Raw genomic sequence first — 15,745 nt, 5'->3', positions numbered from 1 at the left:
TAAGTAGTATTAGGGGACACCTGAGTCTGCAACACGGCCTGCATTTTATCCTCCGGCACAAATTCCCTATATTACACATCTGCCTAATAACACGCCCGTACAAGAACATACAAAAGAAAGCCAGCCTCGTTATTCATGATCCAAAACCACAGTTCACAACCTGCTACTTATACGAAGCCTGCTAACATTATCCCTGAAAATGACCAGGAGCGCTTAAAGGCCCTCTACCGTTATGAGTTGTTAGATACGCCACCGGAAGAGTTTTTCGATAAGATCACCAAGCTGGCCTCCCGGCTTTTTAAGGTACCTAGCGCCTTTGTGTCCCTGGTTGACCAGGACCGGGTCTGGTTTAAAGCCAACCTAAGCGAGTTGGATGCTTCCTGTATAGACCGGGATCACAGCCTGTGCTCGCTTACCATCATTAATGATACAGATGTAACGGTTTTCACGGATACCCACGAAATTCCCAGCCTCCTGTCGAGCCCCTATGTAAGCGCCGAGGGGGGGATTCGTTTTTATGCGGGGGCGCCGCTTCGCACCCATGATGGGTACCACATCGGTACTGTTTGTGTCGTAGACTCGAAGCCACGTGGTATCACAGAAGAAGAGAAGGGTATTCTGCAGGACCTGGCGCAGCTGTTAGTAGAGCAGATAGAACTCCGCGTAGACTCACGGAAGGCCGTCCGGAAGCACGATGAGCTACAGAGCAGCCTAGAGCTTAACGTAATGGAGCCCCTGAAAGAACAGAATCTGATGTTAGAGGAGGCCCAAGCAACGGAAGAGCGCCCGTACCTGATCCGGAAGGCCCACCAGATTGCGCAGGAGATGCTCCATAATACCCGTGCAATGCTGTCAGACTCTTTCCAGGACGAGGCCGCCGTTGTACCGCACCCAAGCATGATCGCCGTTGCCACGATAGCACAGGAAGTAGCGGAAGCCTGTGAGCCCATCGCCAACAAGAAGGGGCTGGAGCTTTTTTTCTCTGTAGCAAGCCGGCGTGAGCTAATGGTAGACAGGGAGTTGCTGCACAAAGCCCTTTCTTTACTGCTCACTACTACCATTAAATATACACCCGCTGCCAGTTCTGTGGCCCTGGACGTTTATGAAACCGGCGATAAGTTTTATGTGGAGGTAAGTGCCGAGGACTCTGTGCTCACGGAGCAGGACTTGCGAAAAGCCCTCCTAAAGTACGCCAAGCTTTCCTGCAAGCCTACCGGAGGTGAGAGCACATCCGGTTTAGAGCTTCCGCGCGCCAAAGCAATCATTGAACAGCATAACGGGGTGCTGCTGGCAGACCTGACAGGGCATGGCACCGGCGTTAAGTTTGTGGTAGCCTTTACCATTTAGTAAAAAGACGGGCCGGCTTGATGTGCTTCTGGCACCAATTTTTTCACCTCCTGCCTTACTAGAGCTGGCCCCACGGACCTGCCTGGCTTTGGTTTCCTGCAGCGCGCTGCAGCGGTTCCGTTAAATTTCTCCTTTCTCTCCTTGGCCAGGAGAAGAACTCTTCTCGTAAGAAAATCTTATCCGCTTAGCAGGTCAGGCACCGGGTTTGGTAATTTATACTTATAGCCATTCCGTATAAATCATCAGACTGGCCTGTGCTGTGGCACGTATGAAGGCTAACCGCTTCAGGTTGTCTCCTATATAGCAGTATTTTTTTACCTGCGTAGCGCACGGAGCTAGGGGAATACTCCACGCCATGCTGCACAAGGCACTTAACCATAGTGGTATGATTAATTGATTTCGTGAATCTATCCGGAAGGGCTATCGTGTGCTTCTGTTAAAGGAAAGGAGAAAATATGTTTGACTATCTGATCGTAGGGGCAGGCTTTGCCGGTAGTGTGATTGCTGAAAGACTTGCTTCTCAGTTAGATAAAAAAGTGCTTGTGTTAGACAAACGCCCGCACATCGCCGGCAATGCGTACGACCATTACAACGAGGAGGGCATCCTGGTGCATAAGTACGGACCGCATATTTTTCATACAAACTCCAGGGATGTCTTCGATTACCTGTCCCAGTTCACGGAGTGGCGGCCATATGAGCACCGGGTGTTGGCGAGCGTAGACGGACAACTGGTGCCCATGCCCATTAATTTGGACACCATTAACAAGCTTTATGGGCTCAACCTCACCTCTTTTGACGTAAATGATTTCTTTAAGTCAGTAGCAGAAGAGGTGGACACCATCCGCACGTCTGAGGACGTGGTGGTGAGCAAGGTGGGGCGGGAGCTGTACGAGAAGTTTTTCCGGAACTATACCCGCAAGCAGTGGGGTCTGGATCCATCCGAACTGGATAAGTCGGTTACCTCCCGCGTACCGGTGCGCACCAACCGGGATGACCGTTATTTTACGGATACATATCAGGCGATGCCCTTGCATGGCTACACCGCCATGTTTGAGAAAATGCTGGCACACCCCAACATCAAGATCATGCTCAATACCGACTACCACGAGATACTAGACGTGATCCCCTTCCGGGAGATGATTTACACGGGGCCGGTGGACGAGTATTTCGACTTTAAGTACGGGAAGCTACCCTACAGATCGCTGCAGTTTAAGCATGAGACCCTGGAGAAGCCTGTGCACCTGCCATCCGCTGTCGTGAACTACCCTAACGAGCATGCCTACACCCGGGTAACAGAGTTTAAGTACCTTACGGGGCAGCAACACAACAAAACCAGCATTGTGTATGAGTATCCGATGGCCGAAGGGGACCCTTACTATCCCGTACCAAAGCCTGAGAACGCTGAGATCTACAACAAATATAAAAAGCTGGCAGAGGCAACACCGGGGGTAACGTTTGTCGGTCGGCTGGCAACTTACCGGTATTATAACATGGACCAGGTGGTGGCACAGGCGCTGAGCCAGTTCAAGAAGATAAAGGCAAAAGGGGAACCTGAACAGGTAGACGGTGCGAAAGTGGAGTTAGGGCAAAAAGGAGTGGCCCTGGGGAACAGGGCTTTAGAAGCAGGAAGCAACGGTAAGCCCAGTAAGAACGGAAAAGAAAAAGCAATGTAAGAGAGCACAGGCTTTTGCAATTATAAAGGGAATGCTCTCTGGCTTTAAAACAAGCCAGAGAGCATTCCCTTTATAGCTTTTCCAACCTTTCCCTATTTGGCAATGATGGTGATCGTGCCGTTCTTCTCCCGAATGGCATACTTTACCTGATCTAGTGTGCTCAGGCCCTGCATTTTTCTTGCAGCCTCCAGGATGTCCTCCAGCTCTACGCGGGCGTTTTTCATGCGCTGGTCCAGTACCTTCCCGTTATCTACCAGTACCACTGGGGTTCCCTCCAGTATGTTATCCAGTTTCGAGAAGCGCTGCTTCACGTAAGACAAAGTGATATCTGTGAAAACGAGTGTCAGTACCAGAATAAAGCAGTTCATGAGAGAATTATCGATTCCTACCATGGCTTGCTGTGTGGTCTCTGCCACAATAAGCATCAGTATAAAATCAAACACGGTTACCTGGTATAGCGTCCTTTTACCGGAAACTCTAAAATTAACGAGCAGAATAAAGTAAACAGCAAGGCCGCGAAATACTGATTCCATAGTATTTTGATTTAGGGGTAGATATACTGCTCCAGATAGAGGACCTCTTTCTTGTGTGTCAGGCGGGTATACAGGAACCGAACTCTGTGGGGCGCAGAAAGAACTGAACCTGTGCCTTGTCAAAGCCTGTGTTAAAGGTAAAGGTGAGCCCGTCCCGGTCTATCGCTGTGCTTTCGGGCTGTGGGATAATCTGCTCGAACCGCACCTTCTCTATAAACTACCTGTTGAAGTGTATGCTATCTCTGCGCCTGGCTCATGAAAGATAACCAGCATGGCGGTGGTGGCTTCCTCCCGGAGGTACTCGTCGTATCGGACTTCGAAGCTTGTCTCCGGGCCTCCTGCTGTTGTCTGACTTACCCCCATTCCTCCTCTGCCGGTAAAGCCCAGTACAGTGGCCACCCATATCAGGAACATCAGGCCCCAGCTAACTCTTTCCAGAAACCACTCCCACCGCAGGAGCCTTAAATCTTCCTCTACATCTAGGTCATCCTTATACTTGAAGTGTCCCATTGTAAAATTGTCTGTCTTTTACTTGCTGGGTGCCTCCTGTTAAAACGATAGCTTCCATAGATGATTGACGTGCAGGCAAAGGCCTTATACTGAAGCGGGAAGATTATGGGCAGGGCGTTGTGGCCTGGGGTGCCAGCGCAGGGGTGGAATGAAACACGTAAGTTTCCCCGGTACGTCTTCTACGTGTAAATGACTATTCTACATATTTCCCCCGGAAGTATGCAACAATAGCAGCTGCTATAAGGTACTGATACTTTAAATTATTGTAATACTCAAATATTAAAAGAGATGAAAATAAAGAGTCCGGTATTTCAGGATGGGGAGCGTGTCCCGGTAAAGTATACCTGCGAAGGGCCTAACGTGAGCCCGCCCCTGACGTTTGAGGATGTGCCCCAGGAAGCCAAAAGCCTGGTATTGATGGTGGAGGACCCGGATGCGCCGGCCAAGCCATGGGTACACTGGCTCGTGTTTAACATTGCACCGCATGTAGCAGGCTTCGAGGAGGATTCTTACCCGGAGGAATCCACGCCCGGCCTCTGCAACGGCAATACCTTTGGCTACGAAGGCCCTTGCCCGCCAGAGAATGAGCATGACTACCACTTCAAACTCTATGCACTGGACAAAATGCTGGATATTCCGAACGAATCGGACCGCAAGGTAGTGCTCAGGGAAATGGATGGCCACGTGCTGGCAGAAGCACTGTTAGTTGGTAAGTACAAAAAGCGGGAAGTTGCCACAGAAGAAGCTGAGTAAGCAGGATACTCACGCAACCGGCAAACAGGATGTACGCATGGAGAAGGAGCACTATAGCTAGTGCTCCTTCTCCGTGTTCTTCCGATCCCTCCATTTTGAGAATAACCCAGTATATGCCCTCCACAGCTCACTTGCCCTTCCCTCATGTTAAGAAGATCGCCGTTCTCCGGGCTGGTGCCCTCGGCGATTTTATCGTAACGCTGCCCGCTTTACAGGCCCTCCGGGCAGCTTACCCTGCCGCCGAAATCATCCTGTTAACAAAGCCCTGGCTCACTTCCTTCCTGAAAGACAAGCGGACACCCGTTGACCGGACACTGGAAGTGCCGGTGTACAAAGGTATCCGGGATGAGGAGCAGACTGCCCCCGATGACAAGGCCCTCGAGCGTTTCTTTAAGCAGATGCGGGAAGAGCAGTTTGACCTGGCGGTCAGCTTTCAGGGAAAAGGAGTGGCGGCGAATCCTTTCCTGAAGAAGTTAGGGGCCCGGTACACGGTAGGCATCTCCAGTCCGGAGGCAGCGGCGTTGGACCGGTCAGTCTCCTATTATTATTACCAGAGCGAAGTAGTACGCTACCTGGAGGTAGCAGCGCTGGCAGGGGCCGGGCCAGTGGCGCTGGAGCCGGAGATGCAAGTGCTGGAAAAGGACCTGGCGGAGGCAAGGGCTTATCTGAAACAGCAAGAGCTGGAGCGTTTTGTGGTACTGCACCCCTGTGCAATGGATGTGCGGCGCATGTGGCCGGAGCCTTGCTTTGCAGAGCTGGCGGATGAACTCGTTCAAAAGGGACACCAGGTGGTATTTACAGGTAGTGCGGCAGACGAGCCCGCTGTTTCCGCACTGATGGAGCAAATGCAGCAACAGGCGGTAAACGCCTGCGGAGCGTTGTCGTTAGGTGGCTTGGCAGGGCTTTTATCGCTTGCTGACCTGGTTGTCTCAAGCGACACAGGCCCTTTGCATGTGGCGCGGGCTGTAGGGGCTAAAACAGTGGGCATCTACTGGGCCCCTAACCTGATCAACTGGGGACCGGTTACCCGTGCTACGCACCGGCCTGTCATCTCCTGGGAAATGCATTGCCCTGCCTGCGGTACGGTGCCCAACCAACCGCACCCCTTTGAGCCGAAAACAACAGGCTGCGACCATGCCTTCTCCTTTGTGCGGGATGTGTCCGTGGCTGCGGTGCTGGAAGAGGCGAAAAAACTACTGAACTTTTAGTGTGTTCACGTACTGGCAGCTGTAATTACCTGTAGAAGCTGCTGCTGTTCAAGGGGTTTACATAAAAAACGAGCTTCAAAAATGAATAGGTATTTACACGTAAAAAATTGTGTTTTAAGAACCTCCACATAGAAGCGCCGTTAGGTTATGCAATATGAAGCAGTAGTTAAATGTACATATTTTGTTTTTAAGATGTTTAGCCTAATGCCCAGATGATGAGCGACTTGCTTTCAGCCATTCTTCCCGGTTTCTGGCCAAATAAAAGCTGACATGACTCGTCGTGCGAAACTGCTCTAATCTGGGAGAGGTAAGCAAGCTCTTCTATAAAAAAGACCCATGAATAAGAGGCTTATGAAGGAAAAGACAGGACTTATGCTGAAGGATACAGGTCTAAAAAAAGTAGCCATTTTCCGGGCACTGCAATTAGGAGATCTGCTTTGCTGCATACCTGCCGTACGTGCCTTCAAAGCAGCTTATCCACAAGCACAGATTACCTTGGTTGGTTTGCCCTGGGCCGAAAGCTTTGTAAAGCGCTTTGCGCACTATTTTTCCGGTTTTTTGTGCTTCCCCGGGTATCCCGGTCTCCCGGAGCAGCCCTTCGATAGGGGGCTTTACATAGACTATCTCCAGAAAAGTACAAAGGAGAATTTTGATCTGCTCTTGCAGATGCACGGCAGCGGCGTGATCACCAATCCTGCGGCTAGCATGCTGAGCGCCAGGCGCATGGGGGGCTACTACCAGGAAGGACAGTTTAAACCGGATGAAGCGCTCTTTATGCCTTACCCGGATGACAAGTCAGAGGTAGAGCGGCACCTGTCGCTGATGAAGTTCCTGGGAGTCCCCCTGCAGGGAGATCACCTGGAGTTTCCCATTCTGGAAGAGGAGGAGCAAGCCTTCAGCGAGCTGTGCAGTCGCTATGAACTGGAGCCACAGCGGTATGTATGCGTGCACCCTGGTGCCCGCGATGTAAAACGGCGCTGGTCTACTGCGAGCTTCGCACGGGTAGCGGATATGATGGCGGCTAAAGGATACAAGGTAGTGCTGACCGGCAGCAAAGAAGAACATGAGCTGGCAGAGGAAATGGCCGCAGCGATGCAACACCCTGCTGTTAACCTGGCTGGGCGGACGGGACTGGGAACGCTGGGGGCCCTGCTAAAGCATACCCGGTTGCTTTTCTCGAACGATACGGGGGTGTCGCATGTGGCGGCCGCAGTAGGAGCGCCGAGTGTCGTACTCTTCCTGACTTCCGATCCTGCCCGGTGGGCCCCGCAAAACAGGGAGCTGCACAAAGTAATACTTCGGCAGCAAATAGAGGATACCGGCTACGTGATTTCGGTTGTGGAACACACCCTGCAGGAAGAGCAGGCAGTTGCCCACACCTTAAAGCCAGAAGAGCTTAGCCAGGGAATATAGACACTAAATAGAAGGCAAACTATAAACTATGGAAAAACCGCTACGAGTTCTTACATGGCATATACACGGAAGCTATCTGTACTACCTCACACAAACCCCTTGTGAGTTTTACCTCCCCGTAAAGGAGGGGAAGCCGGAAGGCTACGGGGGCCGGAGCGGCCACTTTGCCTGGGGCAGTAACGCGCATGATGTGCCCGTTGAGGAAGTGAAGCACCTGGAGGTGGACTGCATCTTGTTTCAGTCCCGAAAAAATTACCTGGAGGACCAGTACGAGATCCTTTCCCCGGAGCAACGCGCCCTGCCAAAGATCTTTCTGGAGCACGACCCTCCGCGGGAAGTACCCACCGATACCCGCCACGTGGTAGACGACCCGGACATGCTGCTGGTACACGTCACTCACTTCAATAACCTGATGTGGGATAACAACCGCACGCCTACAAAAGTGATACAGCACGGAGTAGTAGTGCCCCAGAACGCCAAATACACCGGCGAACTGGAGAAAGGGATCGTGGTAATCAACGGCCTGTCAAAACGGGGACGCCGCCTGGGGCTGGACGTGTTTGAGGCGGTACGGCAGGAAGTGCCCCTCGACCTGGTGGGCATGGGCTCTAAAGCGTTGGGAGGCTTGGGCGAGATACCGGGGCCGGACCTGCCCGCCTTTATCGGACAATATCGCTTTTTCTTTAACCCTATACGCTACACGAGCCTTGGCCTTGCCGTTTGCGAGGCCATGATGGTAGGCCTGCCGATCGTAGGCCTGGCGACAACGGAGATGTCTGTTGCCATCAAAAACAGGGAATCCGGCTTTGTTGACACAAATGTGGCAGTACTGATCGAACGCATGAAGATGCTGTTGCAAAAGCCCGTCGTGGCCCGTGAACTCAGCAAAGGTGCGCAGCAGGCTGCCCAGCGTCATTTCAACATTAGTCACTTTACCTATGAGTGGAGCCAGACCTTTCATCAGGCCGTGCGACAGACAACGAACCCTACAAACAGAAGGTACCTATGGCAAGCAGAAAAAAAATAGCCTTTATCAGCGAACATGCCTCGCCTTTGGCGTTGCTTGGGGGGACTGATAGTGGCGGACAGAATATCTATGTAGACCAGCTGGCCCGTCAGTTGACACGGCTGGGATACGAGGTGGATGTGTTTACCCGGTGGGATGATGAGGACCAGGCGCAGGTAGTACCTTATGCCAAAGGCGTTCGGCTAGTGCACATGGCCGCCGGTCCCAAAGCCTTTGTGCCTAAAGAGGAGCTCTTCCAGTACATGGACGAGTTCGCTGCACAGATGATCCGCTTTATCAAAGAGCAGGAAATCAACTACCAGGTCATCCACGCCCACTTCTGGATGTCAGGATACGTCGCGGCTACTTTGAAAAAGAGGCTGCATATCCCGTATATGATCACCTTCCATGCCTTGGGCAAGGTTCGCCGGATTTACCAGGGAGCAGCCGACCGCTTCCCAAGCTCTCGCTTTACAGTAGAGGAGGCGGTAGCCCGCACGGCGGACATGATCATAGCCGAGTGTCCGCAGGACAGGGAAGACCTGAAGCTACATTACAAGGCACAGGACAGCCGCATGCACATTGTGCCCTGTGGCTTCGACAAAGAAGAGTTCCAGCCTATCAGCAAGCAGAAAGCAAGAGCGCACCTGGGCCTGGATCAGTCTGAGTTCGTGATCCTGCAACTGGGCCGCGTGGTGCCCCGCAAAGGCATCGATAACGTGATCCGGGGGATGGCCAGCATGCTCCAGCAGAAGAATGTGCCGGTGCGGCTGGTGATCGTAGGAGGGGAATCCGAAGACCCGGATCCGGAGAAGACCCCGGAAATAAAGCGCCTGCAGGAAATCGCCGAGGCAGAGCACGTTGCCGACAAAGTGACCTTTATTGGCCGCCGAGGCAGGAGCCACCTGAAGTACTTCTACAGCGCGGCAGATGTGTTTGTGAGTACGCCCTGGTACGAGCCGTTCGGCATTACGCCGCTGGAGGCCATGGCCTGTGGCACCCCGGTTATCGGCTCCAATGTAGGGGGCATCAAGTTCAGTGTACAGGACGGCAAGACCGGCTTTTTGGTGCCGCCAAACGACCCGGATGCCCTGGCCGACAAGCTGCTGATGGTGTACGAGAACCCGCAGATCGCCAACGCGTTCAGCCGAAACGGCATCAAGCGGGTAAACACCTTGTTTACCTGGGAGATCGTGGCGCGTGAGATTGCCGGCCTCTACGAAACACAAATACTGTCGGCACAGAAAGGAAAGAGCAGCCTGCTGAACAAAATACAGTTACCCTTGATAGAGCAGCTGTACGGCCCGAAAGGAGGCGACACAACTGTACCAACACTAGCACAACAAACCCTAACATAAGCCATGAATTCAGTTAAAGACAAAGTCATTTTAGTAACAGGTGGAGGCCAGGGACTGGGAGCCGCCATTTGTAAAACCCTTGCAGCAGACGGTGCGACCGTCATCCCGGTGGATATAAAAGAAGAGGGCACCAGGAAGGTAATGGAGGAGATAGGCAAGGCAGGAGGAAAAGCCGCCTCTTATAAGATGGATGTGGGGAATGTGCAGGAGATAGATGAGGTCATCCAGAAAGTGATCAGCGAGCACGGAAAGCTCGACTATGTGATCAACAACGCCGGGATAGACTATACCAAGTCTGTGGAAGAGCTGAGCCACGAGGAGTGGAACCGCGTGATGGAGGTAAACCTGACAGGGCCTTTTAACGTGTCGAAAGCGGTTTTTCCGATCCTGAAAGAAAATGGCCATGGCCATATCGTGAATATCGTGTCTACGGCAGCCAAGCGCACCTGGGCCAATGCCTCGGCGTACCACGCCAGCAAATGGGGCCTGCTGGGCTTTACCCATGCCCTGCACGTAGAGGGGCGCCAGGAGAACATCAAGGTAACGGCTGTGATCGCCGGTGGCATGCAGACCCCTTTCATCCTGGAGCGCTTCCCCGATACGGATCCGAATGTACTGCAGAAGCCGGAAAACGTAGCGGACACCGTCAAATACGTGCTCTGCCAGCCACAGGACTCCGTGATTCCAGAGGTAATGGTGATTCCGATGCGCGAAACTTCCTGGCCGTAAGCCATGCGGAAAGCCGTTTTTCTGGATAAGGATGGAACCCTGGTGCACGACGTGCCCTATAACGTAGACCCACAGCGGATCAGGCTGTGCGAGGGCGTGCCGGAGGCCCTTGCCCGGCTCAAGGCGGAGGGTTATCTACTGGTGATGATCAGCAACCAGGCGGGGGTGGCGCGCGGGTACTTTGAAGAACAGGCGCTGGAGGGAGTAAAAGAGACCCTCCAGCGCGCTCTTCAGCCATACAAGGCCGGACTGGATGCCTTTTACTACTGCCCGCATCATCCTGAAGGCATTGTGCCGGTTTACACCCAGGCTTGTGCCTGTCGCAAGCCCCAGCCGGGTATGTTGCTACAAGCGGCAAAGGACCTGGGGATAGACCTTGCAGCCTCCTGGATGATAGGGGACATACTGCACGACGTGGAGGCGGGGAATAAGGCGGGGTGCCGGACTATCCTGATCGATAATGGAAACGAGACCGAGTGGGTGATGAACCCGGACCGGGAGCCCACACACGTGGTCAAAGCATTCAAGGAGGTGGTGTCCTGTATTCTGCAGGAAGCAAAACAGACTGCTAAATGAGAGAGGAATGAAAGAGAACGCGCAACAGCTGATCGAGCAGTTTAAAGACAGGAGAGTACTGGTCATAGGCGATGCCCTGCTGGACACGTATGTGATCGGCGCCTCGCACCGCCTTTGCCGTGAGGCGCCGGTACCTATCGTGGACGTGCAGGATCAGGAAGACGATTGCGGTGGGGCAGCTAATACCGCTCTGAACCTTGCTGCGCTGGGTGCCGAAACAACTTTTCTTTCTGTAGTAGGCAAAGACGACAGTGGTAAAAAGCTGTTGGAAATCCTGCGCCAAAACAAGGTGCTGACGGATTGCATCATACAGGACAAAACCTGCAAAACCATTTCTAAGAAAAGAATAACCGTCGACTCGAACATCCTGTTACGGATGGACGAGGGCACAAAAGGTACCATAAGCGCCCGCTCCAGGCGAACACTTGGCATGCGGTTAAAGAAGCTCTATGCAGAAGCGGATGCTATCGTTTTATCCGACTACGGTTATGGCGTGGTATCAGAGGAGGTGCTGGAGACACTGGACAAATTACGCAACAAAGAGCCGAAGCCCCTGATTATAGACTCGAAAGACCTTAGCAAGTTCCGGAAATACAGGCCTACCGCCGTGAAACCTAACTACGAAGAGGCGACGCAGCTTTTGCAGTTACCGGGCCTGTTGCACCAGGACCGGGTACAGCAGATAACAGAAAACGGTCAAAAACTATTAAAAGTAACAGGGGCTACCTATGTCACAGTTACCCTGGACGAAGAGGGCTGTATCATTTTTGAGAAAGGCCGGGAGCCGCGCCGCATCATGTCATCCCCGCAGGAGCGCAAACGCACCATCGGGGCAGGAGACACCTTTATTAGTGCGTTAACACTGGCTATAGCCTCTGGCGCCAAAATTAAAACGGCAGCCAAGGTCGCTACGGCAGCGGCCCTCGTGGTACTGCAGAAAGAGGGCACGGTAGCCTGCACCCAGCAAGAGCTGAAATCCCACTTTAAAGAGCAGCCCAAGTTTCTCCGCAACACCGCGGAGCTGGAAAGCCGCCTCGAGACGCTGCGCCAGGAAGGAAGGCGCCTGGTGTTCACCAACGGTTGTTTCGATATTCTGCACAGCGGCCATGTAAAGCTCCTGAACCAGGCAAAGGCTCTGGGCGATGTACTTATAGTGGGACTTAACAGCGATGCCAGTATCCGCCGGTTCAAAGGAGAGGGTCGCCCTATCAATGCCCTTTACGATCGGGTTGCTGTGCTGTCGGGCCTGCAAAGCATCGACATGCTGGTTGCCTTTGAGGAGGACGAAGCCACCGAACTGGTGCGCCGCATCAAGCCCCATGTTTTTGTGAAAGGAGGGAATTACCTGTCAGAGCATTTACCGGAGGCCGCTCTTGTAAGAGAGTTGGGAGGAGAAGTACGTTTCCTACCCCTGGTTACGGAGCAATCTACTTCATTACTTATAAAGAAAATACAGGAAGCCAGGACAGCTGGCGTGTCAGTGGAAGAATCAAAGGAAAGAGAACGATATGCCTGAACGAGGAGCGTGGAAAGAGTGCAAGAACGTGCTGTGCGTCCGGCTGGATAACCTGGGCGACGTGTTGATGACGAGCCCTGCCATCAGGGCCATCAGGGAAACAAACCAGGACTGTAAGATCACCCTGCTGGCCTCACGTGCCGGCGCCGCTATTGCGCCTTATATCTCGGAAATAGATGAGGTGCTCACTTTTGACCCGCCCTGGGCCAAGAACAAAAGCAAACAGTCTGGTGAGGCTGTCATGAACATCGTGGAGAAGCTAAAGCAGCATGCCTTCGATGGCGCTGTCATCTTTACCGTATACAGCCAAAACCCTTTGCCTGCTGCGATGCTGTGTTATATGGCCGGTATCCTCCGGGTAGCAGGCTATTGCCGCGAAAACCCCTATCACCTCATCACAGATTGGTTACCCGATGCGGAGCCCCTCTACCGCATACAGCACGAGGTGGACCGGCAACTTCAGTTAGTAGATAGTCTCGGCTTTTTCACCCATAACCAGCACCTGATACTGCGTACCGAAGAAGCAGCAGCTTTCCAGGTCCAGCAGAAGCTACAAGCCAAAGGGGTGGACACAGGCAGGCCCTGGCTTATACTGCACCCGGGTGTAAGCGAGGTTAAGCGCCAGTACCCCCCACAGTATTTTGCGGAGGTAGCGCAAAGGCTGACCCAGGAGCAAGGATACCAGGTGATGCTAACAGGAGTGCATGCTGAGAGGGAGTTGGCAGAGCGCATACGGCAGCAGGCCGGGAATAAAGCTTTTAACCTGTGCGGTGAACTGAGCCTGGAGGAGTTGATCAATCTGATCAGCCAATCACCAGTGCTGATCTCCAACAATACCGGGCCTGTGCATATCGCCGCCGCCACGAATACCCCCGTCGTGGTGCTTTACGCCCTAACCAATCCACAGCATACCCCCTGGAAGGTACGCCATAAGGTGCTGCCTTTTGACGTGCCGGCGGAAGTACAGAGCCGTAATACCATCATCTCTTTTGCCAACGAACGCGCCTTTAAGCAAGCAGCCGGCAGGCCAGGACCTGAGCAGGTATTGGATGCCGTAAACACGCTACTGCGCCCGCCGGAGACGGAAGAGTTAGGCGAAGTAGCAGTGGGAGAGGAACAAACACTTATCAGACTATGAAAAAAATAGCCGTTCTAATACCTACCTGTAACCGTTCTGGAGCCCTGGCTGTGCTGATAACCAGCCTGTGCTTCCAGACAGAAAAAGACTTCGATGTGATCATCTCCGATCAGTCCGACCAGGACGTGCTGGAGCAAAATGAATCCCTGTTAACTGCTATCCGTGTGCTGGAGTCCAGGGGGCACGAAGTGAAGGTACTGCGTAATATGCCGCACAAGGGCATGGCGCAGCAGCGTCAGTTTTTGCTGGACCAGGTAGAGAGTCCGTATAGTCTTTTCCTGGATGACGACCTGATTTTGGAGGACTACGTGATCCGGAACATGGTACAGACGCTGGAAACGGAAGGCTGCGGCTTTGTAGCCAACGCGGTGATCGGTCTTAGCTATCGGGATGATGTGCGACCGCACCAGCAGGCGATCGCATTCTGGGAAGGAAAAGTGCAGCCCGAGGAGGTCGTGCCGCAAAGTGAGGCGTGGAACCGCTATAAGCTGCACAATGCCGCCAACCTGCTGCATGTGCAGCAAAAGTATGGCATCACGGCGGATGATCCCCGCACTTACAAAATTGCTTGGGGAGGCGGCTGTGTGCTGTATGACACATTAAAGCTGCGCGACATCGGCGGCTTTGACTTTTGGCAGGCCCTCCCCACGAAGCATTGCGGAGAAGATGTGCTGGCACAGTTACGCGTGATGAAAAGGTATGGAGGCTGTGGCTTGCTGCCCAGCGGTGCCTATCATCAGGAACTGAAGACGACGGTGCCTGACAGAAAGATTAATGCACCCGAGTACCTCCAGATATAAAAAAGAGGCCTAACCGCCTCATTCGAAACAGGAACCAGGAATGGATAGAGATAAAAGCATAGTACCTAATGTAAAGAAAATAGCGGTTTTGCGCGCGAACGGCCTGGGCGACTTCTTTTTTGTGCTCCCCGCCCTGCAGGCAATCCGCAACGCCTACCCTCAGGCCGAAATTGTGTACCTGGGAACACAGCTGCACTACGACCTGCTGAAGGACAGGGAAAGCCCGGTCAGTCGAGTGGTGGTCGTACCAAAAGCACATGGTATACCCAACGAGGCGGACCGGCCGGAAAACGAACAGGAGGTGGAGGACTTCTTCCAGGCCATGCAACAGGAGGAATTCGATATTGCTATGCAAATGCACGGGGGAGGGCGTAACTCCAATCCTTTTACTTTAAAGCTGGGGGCCAGGCTAACCGCCGGACTGAAAACGCAGAACGCCCCGCCTCTGGACCGGAATGTGCCCTATTATCTATGCCAGAATGAAATACTGCGTTACCTGGAGGTAGCAGACAGGATTGGGGCCCGAACAGATGATTTGGAGCCGCACCTGGAGGTGAAGGAAGGGGAGAAAGAAGCCCTGCTGCAAAAGTATCCGGAGCTAAAAGATATCTCGTATGCGGTGATCCATCCCGGGTCTTCTGGTATACAGCGGCAGTGGCCACCCGAGAAGTTCGCGGCTGTAGGAGATGAACTGGCGGCCCAGGGGCTAAAGGTTGTCATGACCGGTGCCACCGAACAGGAACAGGAGGTTTGTGCGCGGGTAGCTCAGGTGATGAAGTCTGAGGTGCTGAACCTTTGTGGAAAGCTGTCGGTGGGTGAACTACCTGCTCTGATGGAGATGGCAGAGGTCATGGTATCGAACGATACCGGGCCTATGCACGTGGCCCGGGCCGTGGGTACGCCTACCGTTGGCATTTACTGGTTCTTTAATATGCTCACAGCGGCTCCTCTTACCGTCACCAAGAACCGCACCTGCATTGGCTGGAACACCTGCTGTCCGAATTGTGGCACCAGTTGTTTTGAAAATGATTTACACCACGAGCACAATGGCTGCGACCACCGGGTCTCCTTTGTGGATGATGTAACGGTGGAGGATGTGCTGGAGAAGACCTTTAGTCTCTTATCCAAGGGGCAGGACGTGCTGGTGGAGAGTAACAAGCACAACATCCTGTAGCACGCTCTATT

16 protein-coding genes are annotated in these 15,745 nt (G+C 53.2%); 13 read left to right on the top strand and 3 right to left on the bottom strand.

Going from position 1 to position 15,745, the window contains the following annotated elements; translation table 11 throughout:
* Positions 1 to 135 precede the first annotated feature (135 nt).
* Together CHB92_RS10910 and glf are read left to right on the top strand one after the other, a co-directional pair.
* A complete protein-coding gene (locus CHB92_RS10910; protein WP_089319238.1) occupies positions 136 to 1,347 on the top strand; it encodes a sensor histidine kinase in 1,212 nt (403 codons plus the stop codon).
* A gap of 455 nt (positions 1,348 to 1,802) precedes the next feature.
* Positions 1,803 to 3,020 (top strand): UDP-galactopyranose mutase, encoded by a 1,218-nt coding sequence (glf, locus tag CHB92_RS10905; RefSeq protein ID WP_089319237.1) that lies wholly within the window; start codon positions 1,803 to 1,805, stop codon positions 3,018 to 3,020.
* Positions 3,021 to 3,112: 92 nt separating this feature from the next.
* Here glf and CHB92_RS10900 read toward each other — a convergent pair whose 3' ends face one another.
* From CHB92_RS10900 to CHB92_RS10895, 3 genes are read right to left on the bottom strand one after another with little or no spacing between them, the layout of a single operon-like run.
* Entirely contained in the window at positions 3,113 to 3,553 is a 441-nt protein-coding gene (locus CHB92_RS10900; RefSeq protein WP_089319236.1) for a DUF421 domain-containing protein, read from the bottom strand.
* Between the two features lie 58 nt (positions 3,554 to 3,611).
* The gene (locus CHB92_RS25800) at positions 3,612 to 3,758 is read right to left on the bottom strand and encodes a hypothetical protein (protein WP_179223013.1); all 147 of its coding nucleotides are present in this window, start codon (positions 3,756 to 3,758) and stop codon (positions 3,612 to 3,614) included.
* A gap of 5 nt (positions 3,759 to 3,763) precedes the next feature.
* Positions 3,764 to 4,063, bottom strand: a complete 300-nt coding sequence (locus CHB92_RS10895) for a hypothetical protein (protein WP_089319235.1) — start codon at positions 4,061 to 4,063, stop codon at positions 3,764 to 3,766.
* Positions 4,064 to 4,351: 288 nt separating this feature from the next.
* Here CHB92_RS10895 and CHB92_RS10890 point away from each other — a divergent pair, with 288 nt between their 5' ends.
* The 11 genes from CHB92_RS10890 to CHB92_RS10840 all read left to right on the top strand — a co-directional run bounded on the left by CHB92_RS10890 (position 4,352) and on the right by CHB92_RS10840 (position 15,734).
* Complete coding sequence (locus CHB92_RS10890; protein ID WP_089319234.1) at positions 4,352 to 4,816, top strand: YbhB/YbcL family Raf kinase inhibitor-like protein; 465 nt, start codon at positions 4,352 to 4,354, stop codon at positions 4,814 to 4,816.
* A gap of 113 nt (positions 4,817 to 4,929) precedes the next feature.
* Positions 4,930 to 6,024 carry a glycosyltransferase family 9 protein gene (locus tag CHB92_RS10885; RefSeq protein WP_089319233.1) on the top strand — a complete coding sequence of 365 codons (1,095 nt, stop codon included), beginning with the start codon at positions 4,930 to 4,932 and terminating at the stop codon, positions 6,022 to 6,024.
* A gap of 336 nt (positions 6,025 to 6,360) precedes the next feature.
* Positions 6,361 to 7,437, top strand: coding sequence for a glycosyltransferase family 9 protein (locus CHB92_RS10880; protein WP_089319232.1), 1,077 nt, complete (start codon positions 6,361 to 6,363; stop codon positions 7,435 to 7,437).
* Between the two features lie 28 nt (positions 7,438 to 7,465).
* Positions 7,466 to 8,464 carry a glycosyltransferase gene (locus tag CHB92_RS10875; RefSeq protein ID WP_089319231.1) on the top strand — a complete coding sequence of 333 codons (999 nt, stop codon included), beginning with the start codon at positions 7,466 to 7,468 and terminating at the stop codon, positions 8,462 to 8,464.
* Entirely contained in the window at positions 8,443 to 9,801 is a 1,359-nt protein-coding gene (locus CHB92_RS10870) for a glycosyltransferase family 4 protein (protein ID WP_089319230.1), read from the top strand. Before CHB92_RS10875 ends, CHB92_RS10870 begins: the two co-directional genes overlap by 22 nt.
* A gap of 3 nt (positions 9,802 to 9,804) precedes the next feature.
* The gene (locus CHB92_RS10865; protein ID WP_089319229.1) at positions 9,805 to 10,530 is read left to right on the top strand and encodes an SDR family oxidoreductase; all 726 of its coding nucleotides are present in this window, start codon (positions 9,805 to 9,807) and stop codon (positions 10,528 to 10,530) included.
* A gap of 3 nt (positions 10,531 to 10,533) precedes the next feature.
* The gene (locus tag CHB92_RS10860) at positions 10,534 to 11,106 is read left to right on the top strand and encodes a D-glycero-alpha-D-manno-heptose-1,7-bisphosphate 7-phosphatase (RefSeq protein WP_089319228.1); all 573 of its coding nucleotides are present in this window, start codon (positions 10,534 to 10,536) and stop codon (positions 11,104 to 11,106) included.
* 7 nt (positions 11,107 to 11,113) lie between these two features.
* Positions 11,114 to 12,622: a D-glycero-beta-D-manno-heptose 1-phosphate adenylyltransferase gene (gene rfaE2, locus CHB92_RS10855; protein WP_089319227.1), complete on the top strand. Its 1,509-nt coding sequence runs from the start codon at positions 11,114 to 11,116 to the stop codon at positions 12,620 to 12,622.
* A complete protein-coding gene (locus CHB92_RS10850) occupies positions 12,615 to 13,760 on the top strand; it encodes a glycosyltransferase family 9 protein (RefSeq protein WP_089319226.1) in 1,146 nt (381 codons plus the stop codon). The genes rfaE2 and CHB92_RS10850 overlap by 8 nt, the downstream gene beginning before the upstream one ends.
* The gene (locus CHB92_RS10845) at positions 13,757 to 14,560 is read left to right on the top strand and encodes a glycosyltransferase family 2 protein (RefSeq protein WP_089319225.1); all 804 of its coding nucleotides are present in this window, start codon (positions 13,757 to 13,759) and stop codon (positions 14,558 to 14,560) included. The genes CHB92_RS10850 and CHB92_RS10845 overlap by 4 nt, the downstream gene beginning before the upstream one ends.
* Before the next feature lie 40 nt (positions 14,561 to 14,600).
* Positions 14,601 to 15,734 (top strand): glycosyltransferase family 9 protein, encoded by a 1,134-nt coding sequence (locus tag CHB92_RS10840; protein WP_089319224.1) that lies wholly within the window; start codon positions 14,601 to 14,603, stop codon positions 15,732 to 15,734.
* Positions 15,735 to 15,745 lie beyond the last annotated feature (11 nt).

It is taken from the genome of Pontibacter ummariensis, assembly GCF_900188175.1.
GTDB lineage: Bacteria > Bacteroidota > Bacteroidia > Cytophagales > Hymenobacteraceae > Pontibacter > Pontibacter ummariensis.
This window is presented reverse-complemented; position numbering and strand designations above follow the sequence as displayed.